Origin of the sequence: Blastococcus sp. DSM 46786 (assembly GCF_900109665.1) — a bacterium.
GTDB classification, from domain to species: Bacteria; Actinomycetota; Actinomycetes; order Mycobacteriales; family Geodermatophilaceae; genus Blastococcus; species Blastococcus carthaginiensis.
Window position 1 is genome coordinate 369,253 of record NZ_FOAO01000001.1, and the last position, 23,192, is coordinate 392,444.

At 69.3% G+C, this 23,192-nt stretch carries 34 protein-coding genes and 2 pseudogenes; all 36 read right to left on the minus strand.

The genetic code is table 11. From position 1 onward, the window contains the following. Positions 1 to 74: 74 nt before the first annotated feature. The 36 genes and pseudogenes from BMW62_RS01775 to rpsL all read right to left on the minus strand — a co-directional run bounded on the left by BMW62_RS01775 (position 75) and on the right by rpsL (position 22,707). On the minus strand, positions 75 to 464 hold the full coding sequence (locus BMW62_RS01775) for a hypothetical protein (protein WP_091929088.1): 390 nt from the start codon (positions 462 to 464) through the stop codon (positions 75 to 77). 257 nt (positions 465 to 721) lie between these two features. Beyond that, positions 722 to 1,069: pseudogene (gene rplQ, locus BMW62_RS23070) on the minus strand (50S ribosomal protein L17); the annotation flags it as partial. A 185-nt stretch (positions 1,070 to 1,254) separates the two neighbouring features. Next, positions 1,255 to 2,331, minus strand: coding sequence for a DNA-directed RNA polymerase subunit alpha (locus tag BMW62_RS01785; RefSeq protein ID WP_091929090.1), 1,077 nt, complete (start codon positions 2,329 to 2,331; stop codon positions 1,255 to 1,257). A gap of 143 nt (positions 2,332 to 2,474) precedes the next feature. After that, positions 2,475 to 3,101, minus strand: a complete 627-nt coding sequence (gene rpsD, locus BMW62_RS01790; protein WP_091929091.1) for a 30S ribosomal protein S4 — start codon at positions 3,099 to 3,101, stop codon at positions 2,475 to 2,477. Between the two features lie 35 nt (positions 3,102 to 3,136). After that, on the minus strand, positions 3,137 to 3,544 hold the full coding sequence (gene rpsK, locus BMW62_RS01795; protein WP_012950456.1) for a 30S ribosomal protein S11: 408 nt from the start codon (positions 3,542 to 3,544) through the stop codon (positions 3,137 to 3,139). A 104-nt stretch (positions 3,545 to 3,648) separates the two neighbouring features. Beyond that, a complete protein-coding gene (rpsM, locus tag BMW62_RS01800) occupies positions 3,649 to 4,029 on the minus strand; it encodes a 30S ribosomal protein S13 (protein ID WP_091929092.1) in 381 nt (126 codons plus the stop codon). A 14-nt stretch (positions 4,030 to 4,043) separates the two neighbouring features. Further along, complete coding sequence (rpmJ, locus tag BMW62_RS01805) at positions 4,044 to 4,157, minus strand: 50S ribosomal protein L36 (protein WP_012950458.1); 114 nt, start codon at positions 4,155 to 4,157, stop codon at positions 4,044 to 4,046. A 67-nt stretch (positions 4,158 to 4,224) separates the two neighbouring features. Continuing rightward, positions 4,225 to 4,446 (minus strand): translation initiation factor IF-1, encoded by a 222-nt coding sequence (gene infA, locus BMW62_RS01810; RefSeq protein ID WP_012950459.1) that lies wholly within the window; start codon positions 4,444 to 4,446, stop codon positions 4,225 to 4,227. A gap of 576 nt (positions 4,447 to 5,022) precedes the next feature. After that, a complete protein-coding gene (gene map, locus BMW62_RS01815) occupies positions 5,023 to 5,826 on the minus strand; it encodes a type I methionyl aminopeptidase (RefSeq protein WP_091929093.1) in 804 nt (267 codons plus the stop codon). 91 nt (positions 5,827 to 5,917) lie between these two features. Further along, a complete protein-coding gene (locus BMW62_RS01820; protein ID WP_091929094.1) occupies positions 5,918 to 6,532 on the minus strand; it encodes an adenylate kinase in 615 nt (204 codons plus the stop codon). After that, the gene (gene secY, locus BMW62_RS01825; RefSeq protein ID WP_091929095.1) at positions 6,532 to 7,842 is read right to left on the minus strand and encodes a preprotein translocase subunit SecY; all 1,311 of its coding nucleotides are present in this window, start codon (positions 7,840 to 7,842) and stop codon (positions 6,532 to 6,534) included. The genes BMW62_RS01820 and secY overlap by 1 nt, the downstream gene beginning before the upstream one ends. A gap of 150 nt (positions 7,843 to 7,992) precedes the next feature. Continuing rightward, positions 7,993 to 8,430: a 50S ribosomal protein L15 gene (gene rplO, locus BMW62_RS01830; protein ID WP_280138598.1), complete on the minus strand. Its 438-nt coding sequence runs from the start codon at positions 8,428 to 8,430 to the stop codon at positions 7,993 to 7,995. 19 nt (positions 8,431 to 8,449) lie between these two features. Beyond that, positions 8,450 to 8,629: a 50S ribosomal protein L30 gene (rpmD, locus tag BMW62_RS01835; protein WP_091929097.1), complete on the minus strand. Its 180-nt coding sequence runs from the start codon at positions 8,627 to 8,629 to the stop codon at positions 8,450 to 8,452. 1 nt (position 8,630) lies between these two features. Beyond that, on the minus strand, positions 8,631 to 9,245 hold the full coding sequence (gene rpsE, locus BMW62_RS01840; protein WP_026857030.1) for a 30S ribosomal protein S5: 615 nt from the start codon (positions 9,243 to 9,245) through the stop codon (positions 8,631 to 8,633). Between the two features lie 49 nt (positions 9,246 to 9,294). Next, positions 9,295 to 9,717 carry a 50S ribosomal protein L18 gene (gene rplR / locus BMW62_RS01845; RefSeq protein ID WP_091929098.1) on the minus strand — a complete coding sequence of 141 codons (423 nt, stop codon included), beginning with the start codon at positions 9,715 to 9,717 and terminating at the stop codon, positions 9,295 to 9,297. Then, positions 9,717 to 10,256, minus strand: a complete 540-nt coding sequence (gene rplF, locus BMW62_RS01850; protein ID WP_091929099.1) for a 50S ribosomal protein L6 — start codon at positions 10,254 to 10,256, stop codon at positions 9,717 to 9,719. The genes rplR and rplF overlap by 1 nt, the downstream gene beginning before the upstream one ends. 15 nt (positions 10,257 to 10,271) lie before the next feature. Then, positions 10,272 to 10,682, minus strand: a complete 411-nt coding sequence (gene rpsH, locus BMW62_RS01855; RefSeq protein WP_091929100.1) for a 30S ribosomal protein S8 — start codon at positions 10,680 to 10,682, stop codon at positions 10,272 to 10,274. A gap of 209 nt (positions 10,683 to 10,891) precedes the next feature. After that, complete coding sequence (locus BMW62_RS01860; RefSeq protein WP_091929101.1) at positions 10,892 to 11,077, minus strand: type Z 30S ribosomal protein S14; 186 nt, start codon at positions 11,075 to 11,077, stop codon at positions 10,892 to 10,894. A 19-nt stretch (positions 11,078 to 11,096) separates the two neighbouring features. Next, entirely contained in the window at positions 11,097 to 11,651 is a 555-nt protein-coding gene (gene rplE, locus BMW62_RS01865; RefSeq protein WP_139206165.1) for a 50S ribosomal protein L5, read from the minus strand. Positions 11,652 to 11,686: 35 nt separating this feature from the next. Beyond that, positions 11,687 to 12,001, minus strand: coding sequence for a 50S ribosomal protein L24 (rplX, locus tag BMW62_RS01870; protein ID WP_091929184.1), 315 nt, complete (start codon positions 11,999 to 12,001; stop codon positions 11,687 to 11,689). Positions 12,002 to 12,036: 35 nt separating this feature from the next. Beyond that, the gene (rplN, locus tag BMW62_RS01875; RefSeq protein ID WP_091929103.1) at positions 12,037 to 12,405 is read right to left on the minus strand and encodes a 50S ribosomal protein L14; all 369 of its coding nucleotides are present in this window, start codon (positions 12,403 to 12,405) and stop codon (positions 12,037 to 12,039) included. A 209-nt stretch (positions 12,406 to 12,614) separates the two neighbouring features. Next, positions 12,615 to 12,905 (minus strand): 30S ribosomal protein S17, encoded by a 291-nt coding sequence (rpsQ, locus tag BMW62_RS01880; protein ID WP_091929104.1) that lies wholly within the window; start codon positions 12,903 to 12,905, stop codon positions 12,615 to 12,617. Beyond that, positions 12,902 to 13,135, minus strand: a complete 234-nt coding sequence (rpmC, locus tag BMW62_RS01885; protein WP_091929105.1) for a 50S ribosomal protein L29 — start codon at positions 13,133 to 13,135, stop codon at positions 12,902 to 12,904. Before rpmC ends, rpsQ begins: the two co-directional genes overlap by 4 nt. After that, on the minus strand, positions 13,135 to 13,551 hold the full coding sequence (rplP, locus tag BMW62_RS01890; protein ID WP_014377986.1) for a 50S ribosomal protein L16: 417 nt from the start codon (positions 13,549 to 13,551) through the stop codon (positions 13,135 to 13,137). Before rplP ends, rpmC begins: the two co-directional genes overlap by 1 nt. A 3-nt stretch (positions 13,552 to 13,554) precedes the next feature. Continuing rightward, on the minus strand, positions 13,555 to 14,496 hold the full coding sequence (gene rpsC / locus BMW62_RS01895) for a 30S ribosomal protein S3 (protein ID WP_091929106.1): 942 nt from the start codon (positions 14,494 to 14,496) through the stop codon (positions 13,555 to 13,557). A 119-nt stretch (positions 14,497 to 14,615) separates the two neighbouring features. Then, positions 14,616 to 14,963, minus strand: a pseudogene (gene rplV / locus BMW62_RS01900) (50S ribosomal protein L22); the annotation flags it as partial. Positions 14,964 to 14,983: 20 nt separating this feature from the next. Beyond that, positions 14,984 to 15,265 carry a 30S ribosomal protein S19 gene (rpsS, locus tag BMW62_RS01905; protein WP_091929108.1) on the minus strand — a complete coding sequence of 94 codons (282 nt, stop codon included), beginning with the start codon at positions 15,263 to 15,265 and terminating at the stop codon, positions 14,984 to 14,986. Between the two features lie 31 nt (positions 15,266 to 15,296). Beyond that, a complete protein-coding gene (gene rplB / locus BMW62_RS01910) occupies positions 15,297 to 16,130 on the minus strand; it encodes a 50S ribosomal protein L2 (RefSeq protein WP_091929109.1) in 834 nt (277 codons plus the stop codon). Positions 16,131 to 16,174: 44 nt separating this feature from the next. After that, positions 16,175 to 16,477, minus strand: a complete 303-nt coding sequence (gene rplW, locus BMW62_RS01915; protein WP_091929110.1) for a 50S ribosomal protein L23 — start codon at positions 16,475 to 16,477, stop codon at positions 16,175 to 16,177. Beyond that, the gene (gene rplD / locus BMW62_RS01920) at positions 16,474 to 17,250 is read right to left on the minus strand and encodes a 50S ribosomal protein L4 (protein WP_091929111.1); all 777 of its coding nucleotides are present in this window, start codon (positions 17,248 to 17,250) and stop codon (positions 16,474 to 16,476) included. The genes rplW and rplD overlap by 4 nt, the downstream gene beginning before the upstream one ends. Beyond that, positions 17,247 to 17,912, minus strand: coding sequence for a 50S ribosomal protein L3 (gene rplC / locus BMW62_RS01925; protein WP_091929112.1), 666 nt, complete (start codon positions 17,910 to 17,912; stop codon positions 17,247 to 17,249). Before rplC ends, rplD begins: the two co-directional genes overlap by 4 nt. Before the next feature lie 15 nt (positions 17,913 to 17,927). Then, positions 17,928 to 18,233, minus strand: coding sequence for a 30S ribosomal protein S10 (gene rpsJ, locus BMW62_RS01930; protein WP_091929113.1), 306 nt, complete (start codon positions 18,231 to 18,233; stop codon positions 17,928 to 17,930). Between the two features lie 149 nt (positions 18,234 to 18,382). Further along, on the minus strand, positions 18,383 to 19,576 hold the full coding sequence (gene tuf / locus BMW62_RS01935; protein WP_091929114.1) for an elongation factor Tu: 1,194 nt from the start codon (positions 19,574 to 19,576) through the stop codon (positions 18,383 to 18,385). A 93-nt stretch (positions 19,577 to 19,669) separates the two neighbouring features. Continuing rightward, on the minus strand, positions 19,670 to 21,769 hold the full coding sequence (gene fusA / locus BMW62_RS01940; protein WP_091929115.1) for an elongation factor G: 2,100 nt from the start codon (positions 21,767 to 21,769) through the stop codon (positions 19,670 to 19,672). A 93-nt stretch (positions 21,770 to 21,862) separates the two neighbouring features. Then, positions 21,863 to 22,333, minus strand: a complete 471-nt coding sequence (rpsG, locus tag BMW62_RS01945) for a 30S ribosomal protein S7 (protein ID WP_091929116.1) — start codon at positions 22,331 to 22,333, stop codon at positions 21,863 to 21,865. Beyond that, entirely contained in the window at positions 22,333 to 22,707 is a 375-nt protein-coding gene (gene rpsL / locus BMW62_RS01950) for a 30S ribosomal protein S12 (RefSeq protein ID WP_012950487.1), read from the minus strand. The genes rpsG and rpsL overlap by 1 nt, the downstream gene beginning before the upstream one ends. Positions 22,708 to 23,192 lie beyond the last annotated feature (485 nt).

Sequence of the window (23,192 nt, forward strand, 5' to 3'; positions counted from 1 at the left end):
GCCCGCCACCGGGGTCGGTGGCGGGCTCGTCCTGCGGCTGATGCGTGATCAGCGGCCGGTCGCGTTCTCGAGTGTCATTGCGGGTCGGGCGCGGCGTCGCCGCCCTGGTACTGCTCGCTGGCCGTCGCCGCGTCGCCGAGCTCGGCGGCCTCGACCTCCGCCGCAGCGGCGCGGGCCACCTCCGGCGAGAGCGCGGGGTCCTCCACGACGGCGGCGTTCTCGCGCTGCGGCTGCGGCGTCACGTCGCCGTCGTCGTGGCGCTCGTCGTCGGGGTTGTAGAGGTCGGTGACGACCTCCTGGGCCTCGTCGCTCACGCTCGGGTGGGCGGGCGACGACTCGGTGACGGCCGGCGAGGTGTCGCCGCCGGGACCGGTGGTCTCACCCTCGAACGTGGCCCCCTGGTCGCCGCCACCGGCGGAGACGCCGGCCGCGCCCGCACCCGGGACGTCCTGGGGCTCGCTCATCGGGCGTCCGTGCCCTCGGCGTCGGCATCCGCGGCGGGCGCCTCGGCGGCGACCTCGTCCGGGGAGTCGGCGCTGTCCACGGAGCCGGCGCTGTCGGCGGACTCCGGGCTGTCGACGGAGTCGGCGGAGTCGGCCGGCTCGACCGCGTCGGCGGTGACCTCGCCGGCGGCCGCGGCCGCACCGGCGCCGGTGGCGAACTGGGTGCCACGGGCACGCTCGGCCTCGCCGACGGCCTGCTGCCCCACGGTCAGGGCCTCGACCAGCTCGATGACCGCCATGGGGGCGTTGTCGCCCTTGCGCGGGCCGACCTTGGTGATACGGGTGTAGCCGCCCGGGCGGTTCTCGTAGCGAGGACCGATCTCGGCGAACAGGGTGTGGACGACGTCCTTGTCACGGATGGTCGTCATCACCTGACGACGGGCGTGCAGGTCACCGCGCTTCGCGAAGGTCACCAGCTTCTCGGCCAGCGGACGGAGCCGCTTGGCCTTCGCCTCGGTGGTGGTGATCCGCCCGTGCTCGAACAGCGAGGTGGCCAGGTTCGCCAGCATCAGCCGCTCGTGCGCGGGGGACCCGCCGAGACGGGGGCCCTTGGTGGGGGTGGGCATGTCGGTCCTTCCTCAGGCGGCCGGGCGCTCGGTGCCGGCTGCATCCGTGGTGCAAAGCGTCTGTGGTGCTCGTCCAGTGTTGCGTGTCGAACGGCTGCGCCGGACGGCGGGTCGCCCCGCCGCCCGGCTGGCCCCGTCCCGGGGCCCACCCTGAACTCGCGAAGGGTGGGGAGGACGGGATCCTCTTAGAGCTGCTCGGTCTCCTGGTAGGAGCCGTCGTCGTACTGCGCCTGGTCGTAACCCGCGGCGTACTCGCCGGTGCCCTGGTAGGCGTCGGTCTCGTACCCCTCGTCGTAGCTCTCGATCGAGGTGGGGATGAACCCGGGCGGGCTGTCCTTGAGCGCCAGGCCCATGGCGGCCAGCTTCATCTTGACCTCGTCGATCGACTTGGCCCCGAAGTTGCGGATGTCGAGAAGGTCGGCCTCGGAACGGGTGACGAGCTCGCCGACCGTGTGCACACCCTCGCGCTTGAGGCAGTTGTAGGACCGGACGGTGAGGTCCATGTCCTCGATCGGCATCGAGAAGTTCGCGATGTCGGCGGCCTCGGCCGGGCTGGGCCCGACCTCGATGCCCTCGGCGTCGATGTTCAACTCGCGCAGCAGGCCGAACAGCTCCACCAGCGTCGACCCGGCCGACGCGATGGCATCGCGCGGAGCGATGGAGGGCTTGGTCTCGACGTCGACCACGAGGCGGTCGAAGTCGGTGCGCTGCTCGACACGGGTCGCTTCGACGGCGTAGGTGACCTTGAGGACCGGCGAGTAGATCGAGTCGACGGGGATGCGGCCGATCTCCTGGCCGGGCTGCTTGTTCTGCGGGGCCGGCACGTAGCCACGACCGCGCTCGACGACGAGCTCGATCTCCAGGCGGCCCTTGCCGTTCAAGGTGGCGATGTGGAGGTCGGGGTTGTGCACCTCGACGCCGGCCGGCGGCGCGATGTCCGCGGCGGTCACCTCACCCGGGCCCTGCTTGCGCAGGTACATCGTCACCGGCTCGTCGGAGTCGGAGCTGACGACCAGGCTCTTGAGGTTCAGGATGATCTCGGTGACGTCCTCCTTGACGCCCGGCACGGTGGTGAACTCGTGCAGGGTGCCCTCGATGCGGATGCTGGTGACAGCGGCACCGGGGATGGACGACAGCAGCGTGCGCCGCAGGGAGTTGCCGAGGGTGTACCCGAAACCCGGCTCGAGCGGCTCGATGACGAACCGCGAGCGCTGCTCGGTGATGGTCTCCTCGGTCAGCGTGGGGCGCTGTGCGATGAGCATTGCGTTTCTCCTTCAGGTCCTCCGGCACCCGCCATATGACGCCGTGAGGTGGTGGTGCTGGCTCCGCGCGGGCATCTGTCCGCCCGACGGAGCCGTGACCCCAGGTGCCGGGATCGGGGATCCCGGCACCTGGGGACGAACTGCTACTTGGAGTAGAGCTCCACGATCAGCTGCTCCTGGACCGGGGTGTCGATCACCTGACGGGCCGGGATGCTGTGGACGAGCACGCGCAGCTGGCTGCTGATGACCTCCAGCCACGGCGGCACGGGACGCTCGCCGGCACGGGCCTGCGCCACCTCGAACGGCATCATGGTGCGCGACTTCTCGGCGACCTCGACGATGTCGTTCTCGCTGACGCGGTAGGACGGGATGTCGACCTTGCGGCCGTTCACCCGGATGTGGCCGTGGCGCACCAGCTGGCGAGCCATGTCGCGGGACTCGGCGAAGCCGGCCCGGTAGACCACGTTGTCCAGCCGCGACTCGAGGATCTGCAGCAGGACCTCACCGGTCTTGCCGGTCTTGCGGTTGGCCTCTTCGTAGTAGCCGCGGAACTGCTTCTCGAGCACGCCGTAGATGCGGCGGGCCTTCTGCTTCTCGCGCAGCTGCAGCAGGTACTCGCTGTCCTTGCTGCGACCCCGGCCGTGCTCGCCCGGCGGATACGGCCGGATCTCGATCGGGCACTTCGGGGACTCGCACTTGCTGCCCTTGAGGAACAGCTTCATCTTCTCGCGCCGGCACAGGCGGCAGTCGGCTCCGGTGTAACGGGCCACGTCTATCTACCTCGTTCGATCTCGTCGGTGGCCGGTCAGACCCGGCGGCGCTTCTTGGGGCGGCAGCCGTTGTGCGGCTGCGGCGTCACGTCCTGGATCTGCCCGACCTCGAGGCCGGTGGCCTGCAGGGAGCGGATCGCGGTCTCGCGGCCGGAGCCGGGACCCTTCACGAAGACGTCGACCTTGCGCATGCCGTGCTCCTGCGCCTTGCGGGCGGCGTTCTCGGCGGCCATCTGCGCGGCGAACGGCGTCGACTTGCGCGAGCCCTTGAAGCCGACGTGGCCGGCGGAGGCCCAGCTGATCACGTTCCCGGTCGGGTCGGTGATCGAGACGATCGTGTTGTTGAACGTGCTCTTGATGTGCGCAGCACCGTGAGCGACGTTCTTCTTCTCCTTGCGGCGGACCTTCTTGGCACCGGCCGCGGCGCGAGCCCTGGGAGGCATATGTCTGTCGAATCCTTTGTCTTTCGTGGCCTGGATCCGGTGAGGCTGCGTACGGGCCGCAAGCCGAGCCGGGGGGCACTCGGGGGGCGGAGCCCCCCGAGCGTCTACTTCTTGCCGGCCTTCTTCTTGCCGGCGATGGTCTTGCGCGGGCCCTTGCTCGAGCGCGCGTTGGTACGGGTGCGCTGACCGTGCACCGGGAGGCCACGGCGGTGCCGCAGGCCCTGGTAGCAACCGATCTCCACCTTGCGACGGATGTCGGCGGCCACCTCGCGGCGCAGGTCACCCTCGACGCGGAAGTGCTCGTCGATGTAGTCGCGCAGCTTCAGCAGGTCCTCGTCGCTGAGGTCCTTGGCACGCAGGTCGGGGTTGACGCCCGTCGCGGCCAAGGTCTCCTTGGCGTGGTGCTTGCCGATGCCATAGATGTAGGTGAGCGCGATCTCCATCCGCTTCTCGCGGGGCAGGTCGACGCCAGCCAGTCGTGCCATGTTCTGGTACTCCCTCAGCCCTGGCGCTGCTTGTGCCGGGCGTTGTCGCAGATGACCATGACCCGGCCGTGCCGGCGGATCACCTTGCACTTGTCGCAGATCTTCTTCACCGACGGCTGGACCTTCACCGGTGCCGCCCCTCATTCCTCGAAATCGATGTGCCGGGACCCCGCAGGACGTGCGGGTCCGCGACGGTCACTTGTAGCGGTAGACGATGCGACCGCGGGTCAGGTCGTAGGGCGAGAGCTCCACGACCACGCGGTCCTCGGGCAGGATGCGGATGTAGTGCTGACGCATCTTGCCGCTGATGTGGGCGAGCACCCGGTGCCCGTTCTGCAGCTCGACCCGGAACATCGCGTTGGGCAGCGGCTCGACGACGCGACCCTCGACCTCGATGGCCCCGTCCTTCTTCGCCATGCCCTACACGCACTCCTTGACTCGGTGGTACTGGATCCTCGTGCGCCCGCGCCGGTACCCGGCTGGACGCGCTCGGAGATTGCAGATCGGGTGGTGCTGACGCTCTCGCAGAGGGCGCTCCGGGTCATGCGGCCACAGCACGACCATGGAACGGCGCTAGCGCCACAGAAGATCGTACCCCGGTGTCCCACGAGTCACCAACCCGCCCCGGGAGTGACGGCCCGCACCCCGGGGTGGCGAGCCGGAACGGCCGCGGTGACGTGCTGGATCGGCCCCGATGACGTGCTGGAACTCCCCCGTCGCAGGGGTCCGGCGGGAGCAGGTGACGTGCTGGAACGGCCCTCGTTCAGGGTCCCGCCGCGAGCAGGTGACGCACTGGAACGGCCCTCGTTCAGGGTCCCGCCGCGAGCAGGTGACGCACTGGAACGGCCCTCGTTCAGGGTCCCGCCGCGAGCAGGTGACGCACTGGAACGGCCCTCGTTCAGGGTCCCGCCGCGAGCAGGTGACGCACTGGAACGGCCCTCGTTCAGGGTCCCGCCGCGAGCGGAGCGAGTGGTGGGGAGAACGAGGCTCCTTCTAGGTGCGCGGCGTGATGCCGAACGGGGCGAGGCCGGCGACGCCACCGTCCTCGGCGGTGAGGACCCACGGGCCCTCCGGCGTGATCGCCACCGTGTGCTCGAAGTGCGCGGCGCGCGACCCGTCCTTGGTGACGACGGTCCAGCCGTCCTCGAGCTCGACCGTCGCCGGGTCCCCCACCGTCACCATGGGCTCGATCGCCAGCGCCAACCCGGGGACGAGCTTGGGCCCGCGGCCGGGACGCCCGTAGTTCAGCACGTGCGGGTCCTGGTGCATCTCGGTGCCGATGCCGTGGCCGCCGTAGTTGTCGACGATGCCGTACGGGTGCTGCTCGCGGCGGATCTCCTGCTCCACGGCAGAGCTGATGTCGGTGAGCCGCCCCCCCGCGACCGCCCGGGCGAGACCGGCCCACATCGAGCGCTCGGTGACGGCCATGAGTGCGGCATCCTCGGCCGAGGGCTCGCCGACGGTCATCGTCACGGCCGAATCGCCGTGCCACCCGTCCAGGATGGCGCCGCAGTCGACCGAGATGTTGTCACCGGTCGCCAGCGTCCGGTCCTTGCGCGGGATGCCGTGCACGATCTCGTCGTTGATCGACGCGCAGATGCTGCCCGTGAACCCGTGGTACCCGAGGAACGAGGGCACCGCCCCCGCGCTGCGGATGTGGTCCTCGGCGATCGCGTCGAGCTCGCCGGTGGTCACCCCCGGCCGGATGGCGGCGCGGACCGCCGCGATCGCCCCCGCGACGACCAGCCCGGCCCCCCGCATCAGCTCGATCTCGTGCGGCGTCTTGATCTGGATCATGCGTCCACTCCACTTCGCGAGCAACGGAAGGCGGCCGAGGATTCCTGCCGTCATCTGCCGCGTCGCCTCTCCACCGCGCCCGGCCGCCGGATCAGACGGCGGCCGGCTGACCGGCCTCGCCGTCGCCGTGGACGCCCAGGGCGCGCATCGCGCGCGAGGTGACCTCCTCGACGGAGCCGATCGCGTCGATCGGCGCGAGCAGTCCCTCGCCCTCGTAGAAGCCGGACAGCGGTGCGGTCTGTTCCCGGTACACCTTCAGCCGGTGCCGGACGGTCTCGGGTTTGTCGTCGTCCCGCTGGACCATCTGGCCGTCGACGAGCATCCGCCGGCCGGAGAGGCGGCGGACCAGCTCGTCCTCGTCGACGACCAGCTCGAGGACCCGGTCCAGCCCGTGCCCCAGGTCCTGGAGGGAGGACCGCAGCTGCTCGGCCTGCGCGATGGTGCGGGGAAAGCCGTCGAGCAGGAAGCCACCCGTGGCGTCGGCCTCTGCCAGCCGACCCTTGACCATGGCCACCGTGATCTCGTCGGGGACGAGGTCGCCGGCGTCCATGTAGACCTTGGCCTTGCGGCCCAGCTCCGTCTGCCCGCTCACGTTCGCCCGGAAGATGTCACCCGTCGAGATCGCGGGGACCCCGAGCTTGCCGGCGATGATTTGCGCCTGGGTGCCCTTGCCCGCTCCGGGCGGCCCCAGGAGGACGACGCGCACTACTTCAGGAACCCTTCGTAGTTCCGCTGGTTCAGTTGCGTCTCGATCTGCTTCACCGTCTCCAACCCCACTCCGACCATGATCAACACGGCGACGCCGCCGAACGGGAAGTTCTGGTTCTGCCCCTCCTGCGTGACGGCCAGGAAGAAGTTGGGCAGGACGGCGACCACACCCAGGTAGATCGACCCGGGCAGGGTGATCCGGGACAGCACGTACTGCAGGTATTCGGCGGTGGGCCGGCCGGGGCGGATGCCCGGGATGAAGCCGCCGTAGCGCTTCATGTCGTCGGCCCGCTCCTCCGGGTTGAACGTGATCGACACGTAGAAGTACGTGAAGAAGACGATCAGGCCGAAGAAGACCGCGATGTGGACCGGGCTGCTCTGGTCGATGATGTACGTCTCGAAGAACTGGCGGACGCCACCGGTCTCGGTGCCCTGGAGCTGCACGATCAACTGCGGCAGGTACAGCAGCGACGAGGCGAAGATGACCGGGATGACGCCGGCCTGGTTCACCTTCAGCGGGAGGTAGGTCGAGGTCCCGCCGTACATGCGGCGCCCGACCATCCGCTTGGCGTACTGGACCGGGATGCGCCGCTGGGCCTGCTCGACGTAGACGACCGTGCCGATGATGACGACCGCGAAGGCGCAGACGACGGCGAAGACGATGCCGCCGCGGGTCTGCAGGATCGAGCCACCCTCGGCCGGGATGCGCGCCGCGATCGAGGTGAAGATCAGCACGGACATGCCGTTGCCGATCCCCTTCTCGGTGAGCAGCTCGCCGAGCCACATGATCAGCGCGGTACCGGCGGTCAGCGCGATGACCAGGACCACCGTCGTCCAGACGGAATCCGAGGGGATGATCTCCTCGGAGCAGTTCGGGAACAGCTGTCCGCTGCGTGCCAGCGCGATGATGCCGGTGCTCTGCAGCACGGCCAGCGCGATGGTGAGGTACCGGGTGTACTGGGTCAGCTTCGCCTGACCCGACTGCCCTTCCTTCTTCAGCTGCTCAAAGCGCGGGATCACCACCACCAGCAGCTGCACGATGATGCTCGCCGTGATGTACGGCATGATCCCCAGCGCGAACACCGAGAGCCGCAGCAGCGCCCCGCCGGAGAACAGGTTCACCAGCGAGTAGAGGTCGCGCTGGTCCGAGGCCTGCGCCTGCTCCAGGCAGCTGTTGATCGCCTCCACCGAGACACCGGGCCCGGGGACCGCGGCCCCCAGCCGGTAGACGGCGATGATCGCCAGGGAGAACAGCAGCTTGCGCCGGAGGTCTGGCGTCCGGAACGCCGCGGCGAACGCCTGCAGCACGTGCCCTCCCCTTGTCGGTCGAGTCAGGTTAGCAATCGGCCCGCCCCGCACTGGTGCGAGGCGGCAAAAGGACCCCCGTGCCCCTCACCGCTCGCGTGCTCGCGGCGGCCCCGGCGAGGGGACCTGAGGGGCAGGGGGGTCCTTCTGCTGTCAGATGCGGGTGGTGCTGCCTCCGGCCGCGGCGATCTTCTCGGCCGCGGAGGCGGAGAAGGCGTTCGCGTGCACGTCGACCTTGACCCCGCCGAGGTCGCCCGTGCCGAGCACCTTGACCGGCTGGCCGCGGCGCACGGCGCCGGCCTCGGCCAGCGTGTCCGGGTTGACCGGACCGCCCTGCGGGAACAGGGCCGCGATCCGGTCGAGGTTGACGACCTGGAAGACGACCTTGTTGTTGTTCTTGAAGCCCGAGAGCTTGGGCAGCCGCATGTTCAGCGGGGTCTGCCCGCCCTCGAAGCGCGGGGAGACGGTGCCCCGCGCGCCGGTGCCCTTGGTACCGCGCCCGGCCGTCTTGCCCTTGGAACCCTCACCACGACCCACGCGGGTCTTCTTGGTGTGGGCGCCGGGGGCCGGCCGCAGGTGGTGGACCTTCAGTGTCATAGCGAGTCTTTCCTCAGACTTCTTCGACGGTGACCAGGTGCGGCACCGTCGCGACCATCCCGCGGATCTCGGGACGGTCCTCCTGGACGACCGAGTCGTTGATCCGCTTCAGCCCGAGCGAACGCAGCGTCTGGCGCTGGTTCGGCTTGGTGCCGATGGCCGACTTGATCTGGGTCACCTTGATCTGCGCCACGTCACACCCCCTGGCCCGCACGCGCACGCAGCATGGCGGCCGGGGCCACGTCCTCGAGGGGCAGCCCGCGGCGGGCCGCGATCTCCTCGGGGCGGACGAGGTCCTTCAGCGCCTGCATGGTGGCGTGCACGATGTTGATCGGGTTCGACGAACCGAGGCTCTTGGAGAGCACGTCGTGGATCCCGGCGCACTCGAGGACGGCACGCACCGGGCCACCGGCGATGACACCGGTACCGGGGCTGGCCGGCTTCAGCAGCACCACGCCGGCCGCCGCCTCACCCTGCACGGGGTGCGGGATGGTGCTGGCGATGCGGGGCACCTTGTAGAAGTGCTTCTTGGCCTCCTCGACGCCCTTGGCGATCGCCGCGGGCACCTCCTTGGCCTTGCCGTAGCCGACGCCCACGGTGCCGTCACCGTCGCCCACGATCACCAAGGCGGTGAAGCTGAAGCGCCGACCACCCTTGACGACCTTGGACACGCGGTTGATGGCCACCACGCGCTCGATGTAGTTGCTCTTCTCGGCGGGCGCGCCTCCGGGGCCCCGCCCGCCGTCACGACGGTCCCGGCGGTCGTTGCCGCCGCCGGCGCCGCCGCCGCGTCGCTGTGGTCCTGGCATCAGACGTCCCTCTCGATCTGCTCGCTCGTGCTGGTGGGGTAGGTGGTCATCAGAAGTCCAGCCCACCCTCGCGGGCACCGTCGGCCAGGGCGGCGATGCGCCCGGCGTAGCGGTTGCCCCCGCGGTCGAAGACGACCGCCGTGATGCCGGCGGCCTTCGCGCGCTCGGCCACCAGGGCACCCACCTGACGGGCCAGGGCGGACTTGTCGCCCTCGGCGCCGCGCAGGCCGGCGTCCATGGTGGAGGCGCTCACCACGGTGCGACCGACGGTGTCGTCGACGATCTGCACGTGGATGTGGCGCGAGCTGCGCTTGACCACCAGACGCGGGCGCTCCGGCGTGCCGGAGACCCGCTTGCGCAGCCGGTTGTGCCGACGCAGCCGCGAGGTGCGGCGCGCCGTGCTGATGTCGGTGCCGACGGGCTTGCGGCCGCCGGCGGTCTTCCCGTTCTTGGGAGCAGTTGCCTGAGCCATCACTTACCCGTCTTCCCGACCTTGCGCTTGACGACCTCGCCCTGGTACCGCACACCCTTGCCCTTGTACGGGTCGGGCCTGCGGATCTTGCGGATCTTGGCCGCCACCTCACCGACCAGCTGCTTGTCGATGCCGCTGACCCGCAGACGGGTCGGGGACTCGACCGCGAACGTGATGCCCTCCGGGGCCTTCACCGGCACGGGGTGGCTGAAGCCCAGGGCGAACTCGAGGTCCGAGCCGCGAGCCTGGACGCGGTAACCGACACCGACGATCTCGAGGGTCTTGGTGTAGCCCTCGGTGACGCCGGTGATCATGTTGGCGATCAGAGTCCGCGAGAGCCCGTGCAGGGCGCGGTTCTGCCGCTCGTCGTTGGGGCGCTGCACCCGCAGCGTGCCGTCCTCGTCGCGCTCGACGGTGATCGGCGCGGCGACCGTGTGGCTGAGCGCGCCCTTGGGTCCCTTCACGCTGACCGTCTGACCGTCGATGGCGACGTCCACACCACCGGGCACGGCGATCGGGAGTCGTCCGATCCGTGACATCTTCGCTCGCTCCTCTTACCAGACGTAGGCGAGGACTTCCCCACCCACGCCCTTCTTGTTCGCCTGCTTGTCGGTCAGCAGCCCGGTCGAGGTCGAGATGATCGCCACGCCGAGCCCGCCGAGCACCTTGGGCAGTGCGGTGGACTTCGCGTACACCCGCAGACCGGGCTTGGAGACCCGGCGGACCCCGGCGATGCTCCGCTCGCGGTTGGGGCCGTACTTCAGGTCGACGACCAGCTGCTTGAAGGGGTTGCCGTCCTTGTCGACGTCGTCCACGCGCCAGCCGGCGATGTAACCCTCCTGCTGGAGGATCTCGGCGATGTGCGTCTTCAGCTTCGACGACGGCATGACCGCGGAGTCGTGGTACGCCTGGTTGGCGTTGCGCAGACGCGTCAGCATGTCTGCGATCGGGTCGGTCATCGTCATGACGTGAGTGGTGCCTCTCTCGCCGCGGTTCCTCGTGCGCCGGGTCTCAGGGACTTGGCGCCGGGCCTCTCGGCGATCGGTGGTGCCTAGTGGACAGTTACTGCTGTGCGTGTCGCACCCGCGCCGGCCCCGTTGGTGAGGGCCTGGAACGGCCCGGCTGCAGGGCCCCGTGGCGCGCGAAGCGTGTCACGGGGAGCAGCCGGGTCCTTCTACCAGCTGGACTTTCGCACGCCGGGGAGCTCCCCGGCGTGGGCCATCTCCCGCAGGCAGATCCGGCACAGGCCGAACTTGCGGAAGACCGAGTGCGGGCGTCCGCACCGCTGGCAGCGGGTGTAGCCGCGCACCTTGAACTTCGGGGTGCGAGCTGCCTTGTTGATCAGCGCCTTCTTGGCCATCTCTTCTCTCCTGCCCGGCTCAGCGGACGGTCGTGATGACGGGCTGGCCGGCGAAGGGGAAGCCGAGTTGGCGGAGCAGCTCGCGACCCTCCTCGTCGTTGGTCGCGGTGGTGACCAGGGTGATGTCCATGCCGCGGGGACGGTCGATCCTGTCGACGTCGATCTCGCGGAACATCGACTGCTCGGTCAGGCCGAACGTGTAGTTGCCGTTGCCGTCGAACTGCTTGGCGTTCAGACCGCGGAAGTCGCGGATGCGGGGCAGGGCCAGCGACAGCAGGCGGTCGAGGAACTCCCACATGCGGTCGCCGCGGAGGGTGACCTTTGCGCCGATCGGCATGCCCTCGCGCAGCTTGAACTGCGCGATGGACTTGCGGGCCCGGACGACGGCCGGCTTCTGACCGGTGATGGCGGTGAGGTCGCGGACCGCGCCGTCCATCAGCTTGGCGTCGCGGGTGGCCTCGCCGACGCCCATGTTGACGACGATCTTCGTCAGGCGCGGGATCTGCATGACGTTCTCGTAGCCGAACTCCGACTGGAGGGCGGGCACGATCGTCTCGCGGTAGTGGGCGAGCATGCGGGGCAGCTCACGGGTGGGTGCGCTCATGAGGTTCAGAGGTCCTTACCGGTGCGCCGCGAGACCCGGATGCTGCGGCCTTCCTCGTCCTTGCGGTAGCCGACCCGGGTCGGCTTCTCCTCGGAGTCGACCACCATCACGCTGCTCACGTGGATGGCCGCCTCCTGCGTGACGATCCCGCCCTGCTGGGCGCCGCGCTGGTTCGAGCTGATGCGGGTGTGCTTGCGCACGCGGCCGACACCCTCGACCAGCACGCGCTGGAGCTTGGGGTAGGCGGCGATGACACGCCCCTTCGCGCCCCTGTCCTTGCCGGACAGGACCAGGACGGTGTCGCCCTTCTTGACCTTCATCGACGGCGTCTTGCCGTTGCTGGCGGCAGCCATGATCACAGCACCTCCGGGGCGAGCGAGATGATCCGCATGAAGCGCTTGTCGCGGAGCTCCCGGCCGACGGGCCCGAAGATGCGCGTACCGCGCGGGTCGCCGCTGTCGCGGATGATGACCGCGGCGTTCTCGTCGAAGCGGATGTAGGAGCCGTCGGGACGACGCCGCTCCTTCACCGTGCGGACGACGACGGCCTTGACCACGTCGCCCTTCTTGACGCCGGCACCCGGCAGCGCGTCCTTCACGGTGCCGACGATGACGTCGCCGATGCCCGCGTAGCGTCGCCCGGAGCCACCGAGAACCCGGATGCAGAGGATCTCCTTCGCACCGGTGTTGTCGGCGACTCGCAGCCGCGACTCCTGCTGGATCACGTCCTACTCCCCAATACTTGTGGTGACAGCCGGGCCGGAACGGTGAACCGGCTGTCCGGCACTCGCGTGCGGACGCACCGGCGGCTGCTGCCGCCGGTGCGTCCGAAGCACGGGTACCGGGATGCGGCGCGCGACCACCTCGACAGCGATGAGGTGCGCGCCAGTCGCCCAGGGTACTCCTACCCGTCGCGGCCCCGGAGGGCCGCCTCTTACTTGGCCTTCTCGATGACCTCGACCAGCCGCCACCGCTTGGTGGCCGACGCCGGCCGGGTCTCCATGATCTGCACGCGGTCACCGACGCCGGCGACCCCCTGCTCGTCGTGGGCCTTCAGCTTGCTGGTCCGGCGGATGACCTTGCCGTACAGGCCGTGCTTCACGCGGTCCTCGACCTCGACGACGATGGTCTTCTCCATCTTGTCGCTGACGACGAGGCCCTCGCGGACCTTGCGGTAGCCACGGCCGGCCAGGCCGGGGCCGGACGACTGCTGGGTCTCGCTCATGCCACACCCTCGTTCGGGGCGACCGAGAGACCCAGCTCGCGCTCGCGCATGATCGTGTAGATCCGGGCGATGTCGCGGCGGACGGTCTGCAGTCGCCGGTTGTTGTCCAGCTGGCCGGTGGCCACCTGGAACCGCAGGTTGAACAGTTCTTCCTTCGACTCGCGCAGCCGCGAGGCGAGCTCATCGACGGAGAGCTCGCGCAGCTCGGGAGCGGTCAGACCAGCGGCCATCACACTTCTCCTTCACGCGTGATGAAGCGGCACTTCATCGGCAGCTTGTGGATCGCGCGACGCATGGCCTCGCGGGCCACGGGCTCGGCGACACCGGACAGCTCGAACAGCACACGGCCGGGCTTGACGTTGGCCACCCACCACTCGGGCGAGCCCTTACCGGAACCCATGCGGGTCTCGGCGGGCTTCTTGGTCAGCGGACGGTCGGGGTAGATCGAGATCCACACCTTCCCGCCACGACGGATGTGCCGGGTCATCGCGATACGCGCCGACTCGATCTGCCGGTTCGTGACGTAGGCCGGCTCCAGGGCCTGGATGGCGTACTCACCGAAGTTGATCTCGGTGCCGCCCTTGGCCCGGCCGGAGCGGCTCGGGTGGTGCTGCTTGCGGTGCTTGACGCGCCGTGGGATGAGCATGGCTCAGCTCTCCGTGTTCTCGGTCGCCGTGTTGTCGGCAGCCGTGGTCTCGGCGGCCGCAGTGGCCTCGGGACCCGCGGCCTGAGCGATGGTCTGCTCGGACGCGGCCTCGCCGGAGGTCTGCGCGACGGTGCTCTCGGCAGCCGCCGTCGTGGTGTCGGCGACCGGCCCGGTGGAGGACTCGACGGCGGCGCGCCCGGCCTCGGTGCCACCCGCGGTGGTGCCCGAGGAGCCCGAGCGGCGCTGGGGCCGCTGAGCGCGCTCACGGCGCTGCTGACGCTGGGCGAGGGCCTCGAGGGCCTCCCGCTCGGCGCGCGAGCCGCTGACGTCGCCCTTGTAGATCCACACCTTGACGCCGATGCGACCGAAGGTCGTGCGGGCCTCGTAGATGCCGTAGTCGATGTTCGCGCGGAGCGTATGCAGGGGCACGCGGCCCTCGCGGTAGAACTCCGACCGGCTCATCTCCGTACCGCCGAGGCGACCGGAGCACTGCACCCGGATGCCCTTGACCTGCGGGCTGCGCTGGGCCGACTGCATGGCCTTGCGCATCGCGCGGCGGAAGCTGACCCGGCTGGAGAGCTGCTCGGCGACGCCCTGGGCGACCAGCTGCGCATCCGACTCCGGGTTCTTGACCTCGAGGATGTTCAGCTGCACCTGCTTGCCGGTGAGCTTCTCGAGCTCGCCGCGGATGCGGTCGGCCTCGGCGCCGCGGCGGCCGATGACGATGCCCGGGCGGGCGGTGTGGATGTCGACGCGGACCCGGTCACGGGTGCGCTCGATCTCCACCTTGGAGATGCCGGCCCGTTCCATGCCCTTGGACATGAGCTTGCGGATCGCGACGTCTTCCTTGACGTAGTCCTTGTACAGCTTGTCCGCGTACCACCGGGACTTGTAGTCGGTGGTGATCCCGAGTCGGAACCCGTGCGGGTTGACCTTCTGACCCACTATCGGGTCCCTCCCCTCGTGTTGCTGGTGGACTGCTGGGTGGCCGGGCCCGACTGGCCGGTGTCCCGGCGCGCCTTGCGCGACTTCTGCGCGAGGACGGCGCTGCTGGCCACCTCGCTCACCTCGATGGTGATGTGGCTGGTCCGCTTGTTGATGCGGAACGCCCGGCCCTGCGCACGCGGACGGATCCGCTTGAGCGTCGGGCCCTCGTCGACGTACGCCGCGCTGACCACGAGTGCAGCCGGGTCCAGCTGCAGGTTGTGCTCGGCGTTGGCCACCGCGCTGGCGACGACCTTGGCGACCGGCTCACTGGCCGACTGCGGGGCGAAGCGCAGCAGCGCCAGCGCCTCGTCGGTCGGCAGGTAGCGGATCAGGTCCACCACGCGGCGGGCCTTCATCGGGGTCACGCGGACGAACCGGGCCGTAGCCCGGGCCACCGGCGCCTCCTGTCCCAACTGGGAAGTCATCTGAATCTCTCTCTACCTGGTCAGCCCCGCCGCGAGCGGCGGTCGTCCTTGACGTGCCCGCGGAAGGTGCGCGTGGGCGCGAACTCCCCGAGCTTGTGCCCGACCATCGCCTCGGTGACGAACACCGGGACGTGCTTGCGGCCGTCGTGCACCGCGAGGGTGTGGCCGAGCATGTCCGGGATGATCGTCGAGCGGCGCGACCAGGTACGGATCACGTTCTTGGTGCCCTTTTCGTTCTGTGCGTCCACCTTCTTGAGCAGGTGGTCGTCGACGAACGGGCCCTTCTTCAGGCTGCGTGGCATTCGGCTCTCCTCTACCGCCGGTTACCCGGGCTCAGCGCTTCTTGTTGGCGCGCCGGCGGCGCACGATCAGGGCGTCACTGGCCTTCCGCTTGCGCGTCCGGCCCTCCGGCTTGCCCTTCGGGTTCACCGGGTGGCGACCACCGGAGGTCTTGCCCTCACCACCACCGTGCGGGTGGTCCACCGGGTTCATGGCGACACCGCGGACGGTCGGGCGCTTGCCCTTCCACCTCATGCGGCCGGCCTTGCCCCAGTTGATGTTCGACTGCTCGGCGTTGCCCACCTCGCCGACGGTGGCGCGGCAGCGCACGTCGACGTTGCGGATCTCGCCCGACGGCATGCGCAGCTGCGCGAAGCGACCCTCACGGGCGACCAGCTGGACGCTGGTCCCCGCGGAACGGGCGATCTTCGCGCCGCCACCGGGACGGAGCTCGATGGCGTGAACCACGGTGCCGACCGGGATGTTCCGCAGCGGCAGGTTGTTGCCGGGCTTGATGTCGGCGGCGGGGCCGCACTCCACCAGGTCGCCCTGCTTCAGCCGCGCCGGCGCGATGATGTAGCGCTTCTCGCCGTCGGCGAAGTGCAGGAGCGCGATCCGCGACGTGCGGTTGGGGTCGTACTCGATGTGCGCGACCTTGGCCGGCACGCCGTCCTTGTCGGCCCGGCGGAAGTCGATCACCCGGTACGCGCGCTTGTGACCACCGCCCTGGTGACGAGCGGTGACCTTTCCGTGCACGTTGCGCCCGCCACGACCGTGCAGCGGTCGGACCAGCGACTTCTCGGGGTGGTCTCGCGTGACCTCGGCGAAGTCGGCGACGCTGGAGCCGCGGCGGCCCGGCGTCGTCGGCTTGTACTTGCGGATAGCCATTGCTGACTCAGTCCTCTATCTCTGGTCCGAACGGTTCCGGCGCGTCAGGCGCCGGGACCACCGAAGATCTCGATGCGGTCGCCGGCAGCCACGGAGACGATGGCGCGCTTGGTGTCCTTGCGCTTGCCCATCTGCGCGCCGCGGCTGCGCTTGCGCTTGCCCTGGCGGTTGATCGTGTTCACGCCGAGAACCTTCACCTTGAAGATCTGCTCGACCGCGATCTTGATCTGCGTCTTGTTGGCATCCGGCCGCACGATGAACGTGTACTGGTTGCCGTCGAGCAGGCCGTAGCTCTTCTCGGAGATGACCGGGGCGAGCAGGACGTCCCGGGGGTCGCGGACGCTCATGCCTTCTCCTCGGTGGTCTCTTCGACGGTGCCCTCGCCGGCGGCGGGGGCGATGGACGGGATGCCACCCGGGATCTCGTGGGTGGCGAGGTCGGGCAGGTCGGCGCCGGAGCGCTTGCCCTTGGCCGGGCCCGCCACGAACTCCGCCAGCGCCGTCTCGGTGAAGATCACCTCGTCGGACACGAGCACGTCGTAGGTGTTGAGCTGACCGGCCTCGATCAGGTGCACCTCGGGCACGTTGCGCAGGCTCACCCAGTTGAGGACGTCGTCGCGGTCGAGGACCACGAGGACGCGCTTGGCCTGGGTGACGGCGTTCAGCGTGGCCAGGGCGGCCTTCGTCTTGGGGGCGTCGCCGTCGACGAACGCGGAGACCACGTGCACCCGGCCCTCGCGGGCCCGGTCCGAGAGGGCACCGCGCAAGGCGGCGGCCTTCATCTTCTTCGGGGTCTTCTGCTCGTAGTCGCGCGGCTGCGGGCCGTGGACGGTGCCACCACCGGCGAACTGCGGCGCACGCGTCGAGCCCTGGCGGGCGCGACCGGTCCCCTTCTGGCGGTACGGCTTGGCGCCACCACCGCGGACCTTGCCCCGCGTCTTCGTGGCGTGCGTGCCCTGGCGGGCGGCAGCCAGCTGCGCGACGACCACCTGGTGCATCAGAGAGACGTTCGCGTTGGCGTCGAAGAGCTCACCGGGCAGCGTAACGCTGCCGGAGGTCTCCCCCGCCGGGGTGCGGACGTCGACCTGGCGGTCGGTGCGCGTCTCGGTCGATGAGGTCACTTGTCGTCACTCCCCACGGGACCGCCCTTGACGGCCGAACGGACGAGCACGAGGCCGCCCTTCGGACCGGGGATGGCGCCCTTGATCAGCAGCAGACCGCGCTCGGCGTCCACCTTGTGGACGACCAGCGACAGGGTCGTGGTCTTGACCGCGCCCATGCGGCCGGCCATGCGCAGGCCCTTGAAGACCCGGCCCGGCGTCGAGGCGCCACCGATGGAGCCCGGCGACCGGTGCTTGCGCTGGGTGCCGTGCGATGCGCCGAGGCCCTTGAAGCCGTGACGCTTCATGACGCCGGCGGTGCCCTTGCCCTTGCTCGTGCCGATGACGTCGACCTTCGCGACGCCGTCGAACACCTCGGTGGTCAGCTCCTGGCCGACCGTGTAGCTCCCCGCGTCGGAGGTGCGCAGCTCCACCAGGTGGCGCCGCGGCGTCACGCCCGCCTTGGTGAAGTGCCCGCCCTCGGGCCGGTTCACCTTGCGCGGGTCGATGTCACCGAACCCGAGCTGGACGGCGGAGTAGCCGTCGACCTCGGGGGTGCGCACCTGGGTCACCACACACGGGCCCGCCTTGACGACGGTCACCGGCACGAGGCGGTTGTTCTCGTCGAAAACCTGGGTCATCCCCAGCTTCTCGCCGAGGAGACCACGGAATGTGCTCGCCATGTCTGCTGACTGCCCTTACTGGATGTTGACGTCGACCGAGGCCGGCAGGTCGATGCGCATGAGCGCGTCGACCGTCTTCGGCGTCGGGTCGAGGATGTCGATGAGCCGCTTGTGGGTCCGCATCTCGAAGTGCTCGAAGGAGTCCTTGTACTTGTGCGGAGACCGGATCACGGCGTACACGTTCTTCTCCGTCGGCAGCGGCACCGGGCCGACGACGCGCGCTCCGGTCTTCGTCACCGTGTCCACGATGCGCCGCGCCGAGGCATCGATCGCCTCGTGGTCGTAGGCCTTCAGCCGGATGCGGATCTTCTGTCCCGCCATCGCCTGTTCTCGCTCCTGCCGATCGGTTGTGAAAGATCATGTGGGTCTGCTGACCCGGTGGGCCTGACGACCCGGGGGTGGCTCCGGCGTCGTGCCGCGAAGCCATGGCCGGGCGGCGGCCGGATCCCCGGCCGCCGCCCGTCAGGGTGCTACTTGTTGATCTTGGTGACGCGCCCGGCGCCCACGGTACGGCCACCCTCGCGGATGGCGAACCGCAGACCCTCCTCCATGGCGATGGGCTGGATCAGCTCCACCGTCATCTCGGTGTTGTCGCCGGGCATGACCATCTCGGTGCCGGCGGGCAGGGTCACGACGCCCGTCACGTCCGTCGTCCGGAAGTAGAACTGGGGACGGTAGTTGTTGAAGAACGGCGTGTGACGGCCACCCTCGTCCTTCGAGAGGATGTAGACCGAGCCCTCGAAGTTGGTGTGCGGGGTGATCGAGCCGGGCTTCACGACGACCTGGCCGCGCTCCACGTCCTCGCGCTTGATGCCGCGGAGGAGCAGACCCACGTTGTCGCCGGCCTGGCCCTGGTCGAGCAGCTTGCGGAACATCTCGACACCGGTGACGGTGGTCTTCGTCGAACCCTCGCGGATACCGACGATCTCGATCTCCTCGGAGACCTTGACGATGCCGCGCTCGACGCGGCCGGTGACGACCGTGCCACGACCGGTGATGGTGAAGACGTCCTCGACGGGCATGAGGAACGGCTTGTCGATCTCGCGCTCCGGCTCCGGGATCGCGGTGTCGACGGCGTTCATCAGCTCCATGAGCTTGTCGCCCCACGCGGCGTCGCCCTCGAGGGCCTTGAGCGCCGAGACGCGGACCACGGGGACGTCGTCGCCCGGGAACTCGTACTCGGAGAGCAGCTCGCGGACCTCGAGCTCGACGAGCTCCAGGATCTCCTCGTCGTCGACCATGTCGGCCTTGTTCAGCGCGACGACGATGTAGGGGACGCCGACCTGACGGGCCAGGAGGACGTGCTCCTTGGTCTGCGGCATCGGGCCGTCGGTGGCGGCGACCACGAGGATCGCGCCGTCCATCTGCGCCGCACCGGTGATCATGTTCTTGATGTAGTCGGCGTGCCCGGGGCAGTCGACGTGCGCGTAGTGACGGTTCTCCGTCTGGTACTCGACGTGCGCGATCGAGATCGTGATGCCGCGGGCCTTCTCCTCGGGCGCCTTGTCGATCTGGTCGAAGGCGGACGCCTCGTTGAGGTCCGGGTACTTGTCGTGCAGGACCTTGGTGATCGCCGCGGTCAGCGTCGTCTTGCCGTGGTCGATGTGCCCGATGGTGCCGATGTTGACGTGCGGCTTGGTCCGCTCGAACTTGGCCTTGGCCACTGGGTTCCTCTCCTCGTGGTTACGCAGGTGGTGCGTGCTCTGGGGGTTGCGGGCTGTGCTCGGGGAGCGCGGGCGTGACCACCCGCATTCCGGTTACTCGCCGGTCGCCTTGGCGATGATCTCCTTGGCGACGTTGGCCGGGACCTCGGCGTACGAGTCGAACACCATCGAGTAGCTCGCCCGTCCCTGGGTGCGGCTGCGCAGGTCGCCCACGTAGCCGAACATCTCCGACAGCGGGACCAGGGCCCGGACGACGCGGGCGCCGGAGCGCTCCTCCATCGCCTGGATGATCCCGCGGCGGGAGTTCAGGTCGCCGATGACGTCGCCCATGTTGTCCTCGGGCGTCGTGACCTCGACCGCCATCAGCGGCTCCAGCAGGGCCGGGTCGGCCTTGCGCGCGGCCTCCTTGAAGGCGATCGAGCCGGCGATCTTGAAGGCCATCTCCGAGGAGTCGACCTCGTGGTACTGGCCGTCGAGCAGGCTGGCCTTGACGCCCACCATGGGGTAGCCGGCCAGGATGCCGTACTGCATGGCGTCCTGCATGCCCTGGTCGACCGAGGGGATGTACTCCTTCGGGACACGACCACCGGTGACCTTGTTCTCGAACTCGTAGGTCGCCGAGTCGCCACCCGTGGGGAGCGGCTCGATGGCGATCTGCACCTTCGCGAACTGGCCCGAGCCACCGGTCTGCTTCTTGTGGGTGTAGTCGTAGCGCTCGACGGCCTTGCGGATCGTCTCGCGGTAGGCCACCTGCGGCTTGCCGACGTTCGCCTCGACGTTGAACTCACGGCGCATGCGGTCGACCAGGATCTCCAGGTGGAGCTCCCCCATGCCGGAAATGACCGTCTGACCGGTCTCCTCGTCCAGCTTCACCTGGAAGGTCGGGTCTTCCTCGGCGAGCTTCTGGATCGCGGTGCCGAGCTTCTCCTGGTCGCTCTTGGTCTTCGGCTCGATGGCGACCGAGATGACCGGAGCGGGGAAGCTCATCGACTCGAGGATCACCGGCTTCTGCGGGTCGCAGAGGGTGTCACCGGTCGTGGTCTGCTTCATCCCGTTGACCGCGACGATCTGGCCGGCGCCCACGCCCGCGCGCTCTTCGCGCTTGTTGGCGTGCATCTGGTAGATCTTCCCGACGCGCTCCTTGCGGTCCTTCGTGCTGTTCAGCACGGGGGAACCCGCGTCGAGCCGACCGGAGTAGACCCGGATGTAGGTCAGCTTGCCCAGGTGCTGGTCCGTCTGGATCTTGAACGCCAGCGCCGAGAACGGCTCGTCCTCGTCGGCGTGCCGGAGGACCTCGGTCTCACCGTCGAGGGCGGTGCCCACGATGGCCTCGATGTCCAGCGGGCTGGGCAGGTACTCCACGACGGCGTCGAGCAGGGGCTGCACGCCCTTGTTCTTGAACGCGGTGCCGGTGAGGACCGGGTTGACCTGACCGCCGATGGTGGCCTTGCGGATGGCCGCCTTCAGGCGGTCGACCGAGATCTCCTCGCCACCGAGGTAGTCCTCCATGAGCGAGTCGTCGAAGTCCGCGATGTTCTCGAGCAGCTTCTCGCGGTACTCGGCGGCCTGGTCGGCGAGCTCGGCCGGGATCTCCTCGATGGCGTAGTCCTCACCCATCTTGGTCTCACCGCGCCAGGTGAGGGCCTTCATCGTCACCAGGTCGACGACACCGATGAAGTCGGCCTCGGCGCCGATCGGCAGCTGCAGCACCAGCGGGTTGGCGGCCAGCCGCTCGACCATCATGTCGACGCAGCGGAAGAAGTTCGCACCGGTGCGGTCGAGCTTGTTGACGAAGCACATGCGCGGGACGCCGTACTTCTCCGCCTGCCGCCACACCTGCTCGGTCTGCGGCTCGACACCGGCCACACCGTCGTAGACGGCGACCGCACCGTCGAGCACGCGCAGGGAGCGCTCCACCTCGACGGTGAAGTCGACGTGCCCGGGGGTGTCGATGATGTTGATGTCGTGGCCGTTCCAGGAGCACTTCGTCGCGGCGGACGTGATGGTGATGCCGCGCTCCTGCTCCTGCTCCATCCAGTCCATCGTGGCCGCGCCGTCGTGGACCTCACCGATCTTGTACGTGATACCGGTGTAGAAGAGGATGCGCTCGGTGGTGGTCGTCTTGCCGGCGTCGATGTGCGCCATGATCCCGATGTTGCGGGTCTTGCGGAGCTGGGCCTCGTTGCTGGCCATTGCTTCTCCTCTTGGATCAGGTCCGTGTGCGGGTGCCGGGGCTACGACATCCAGAAGCGCCCCGGTAGTCCCGCCGACGGCGGGCGCTGGTGGTTACCAGCGGTAGTGCGCGAAGGCCTTGTTCGACTCGGCCATCTTGTGGGTGTCCTCGCGCCGCTTGACGGCGGCACCCAGACCGTTGCTCGCGTCGAGCAGCTCGTTCATCAGGCGCTCGGTCATCGTCTTCTCGCGGCGGGCGCGGCTGTACTGGATGAGCCAGCGGAGGCCGAGCGTGGTGCTGCGCGAGGCGCGAACCTCGACCGGGACCTGGTAGGTCGCACCACCGACGCGGCGGCTGCGGACCTCGAGGGCCGGCTTGACGTTGTCCAGCGCGCGCTTGAGCGTGACGACCGGGTCGGTGTCGGTCTTGGCGCGGGCACCCTCGAGGGCGCCGTAGACGATCGCCTCGGCGACCGAGCGCTTGCCGTCGACCAGCACCTTGTTCACCAGCTGGGTGACCAGCGGCGACTGGTACACCGGGTCGGCGACCAGCGGACGCTTCGGCGCGGGGCCCTTGCGCGGCATTAGCTCTTCTCCTTCTTCGCGCCGTAGCGGCTGCGAGCCTGCTTGCGGTTGCGGACACCCTGGGTGTCCAGCGAGCCGCGGATGATCTTGTAGCGCACGCCGGGCAGGTCCTTCACGCGGCCGCCGCGCACGAGCACCATCGAGTGCTCCTGCAGGTTGTGGCCGACGCCCGGGATGTAGGCGGTCACCTCGATGCCACTGGTCAGGCGGACGCGAGCGACCTTGCGCAGCGCCGAGTTCGGCTTCTTCGGCGTCGTCGTGTACACGCGCGTGCAGACTCCGCGACGCTGGGGCGAACCCTTCAGCGCCGGGGTCTTGGTCTTCTCGACCTTGTCCTCGCGGCCCTTGCGGACCAGCTGGTTGATCGTGGGCATGGGTGGCCTGGATCTCCTACCTGCGCTGGGGTGGTGCTCGTCTGTTTGCTGCTCTGCGGGTGGTGCTGGGGTGCCGGCCCCTGATCGGAACCTCCCCGACCCCGGTCGTGTTCCACGTCCGGTCCACGCGGTCGGGCGTGTTGCCCTCCCCCGGACCGGTCCGATGTCAGACCGAGTTCGGTTGCCCCTCGCGACCCCGGCGCCGCCACCTTCCGGCCGGGCCGGGAGGTGGTCCCCGGCGACCAGGAGGTTTGCCACCTCTGGTCACCCAGGCGCACCGCGAACGGGAGCAGGCCCAGGACACCCTGGGCACGGCTGACCACGATACCCGTGCCCGAACAGGTGGTCAAAGCCGGGTCCCTCACACCGGTCGACACGTCGACCGGAGGGACCGGCGCGGGCCGGGGTGGACGGGAGACTACCGCCGTCCGGGAGGCCGCGACAGCTCCCCCGCTCCCCCGCGCGGCGACCGCTACCGTGCGGTG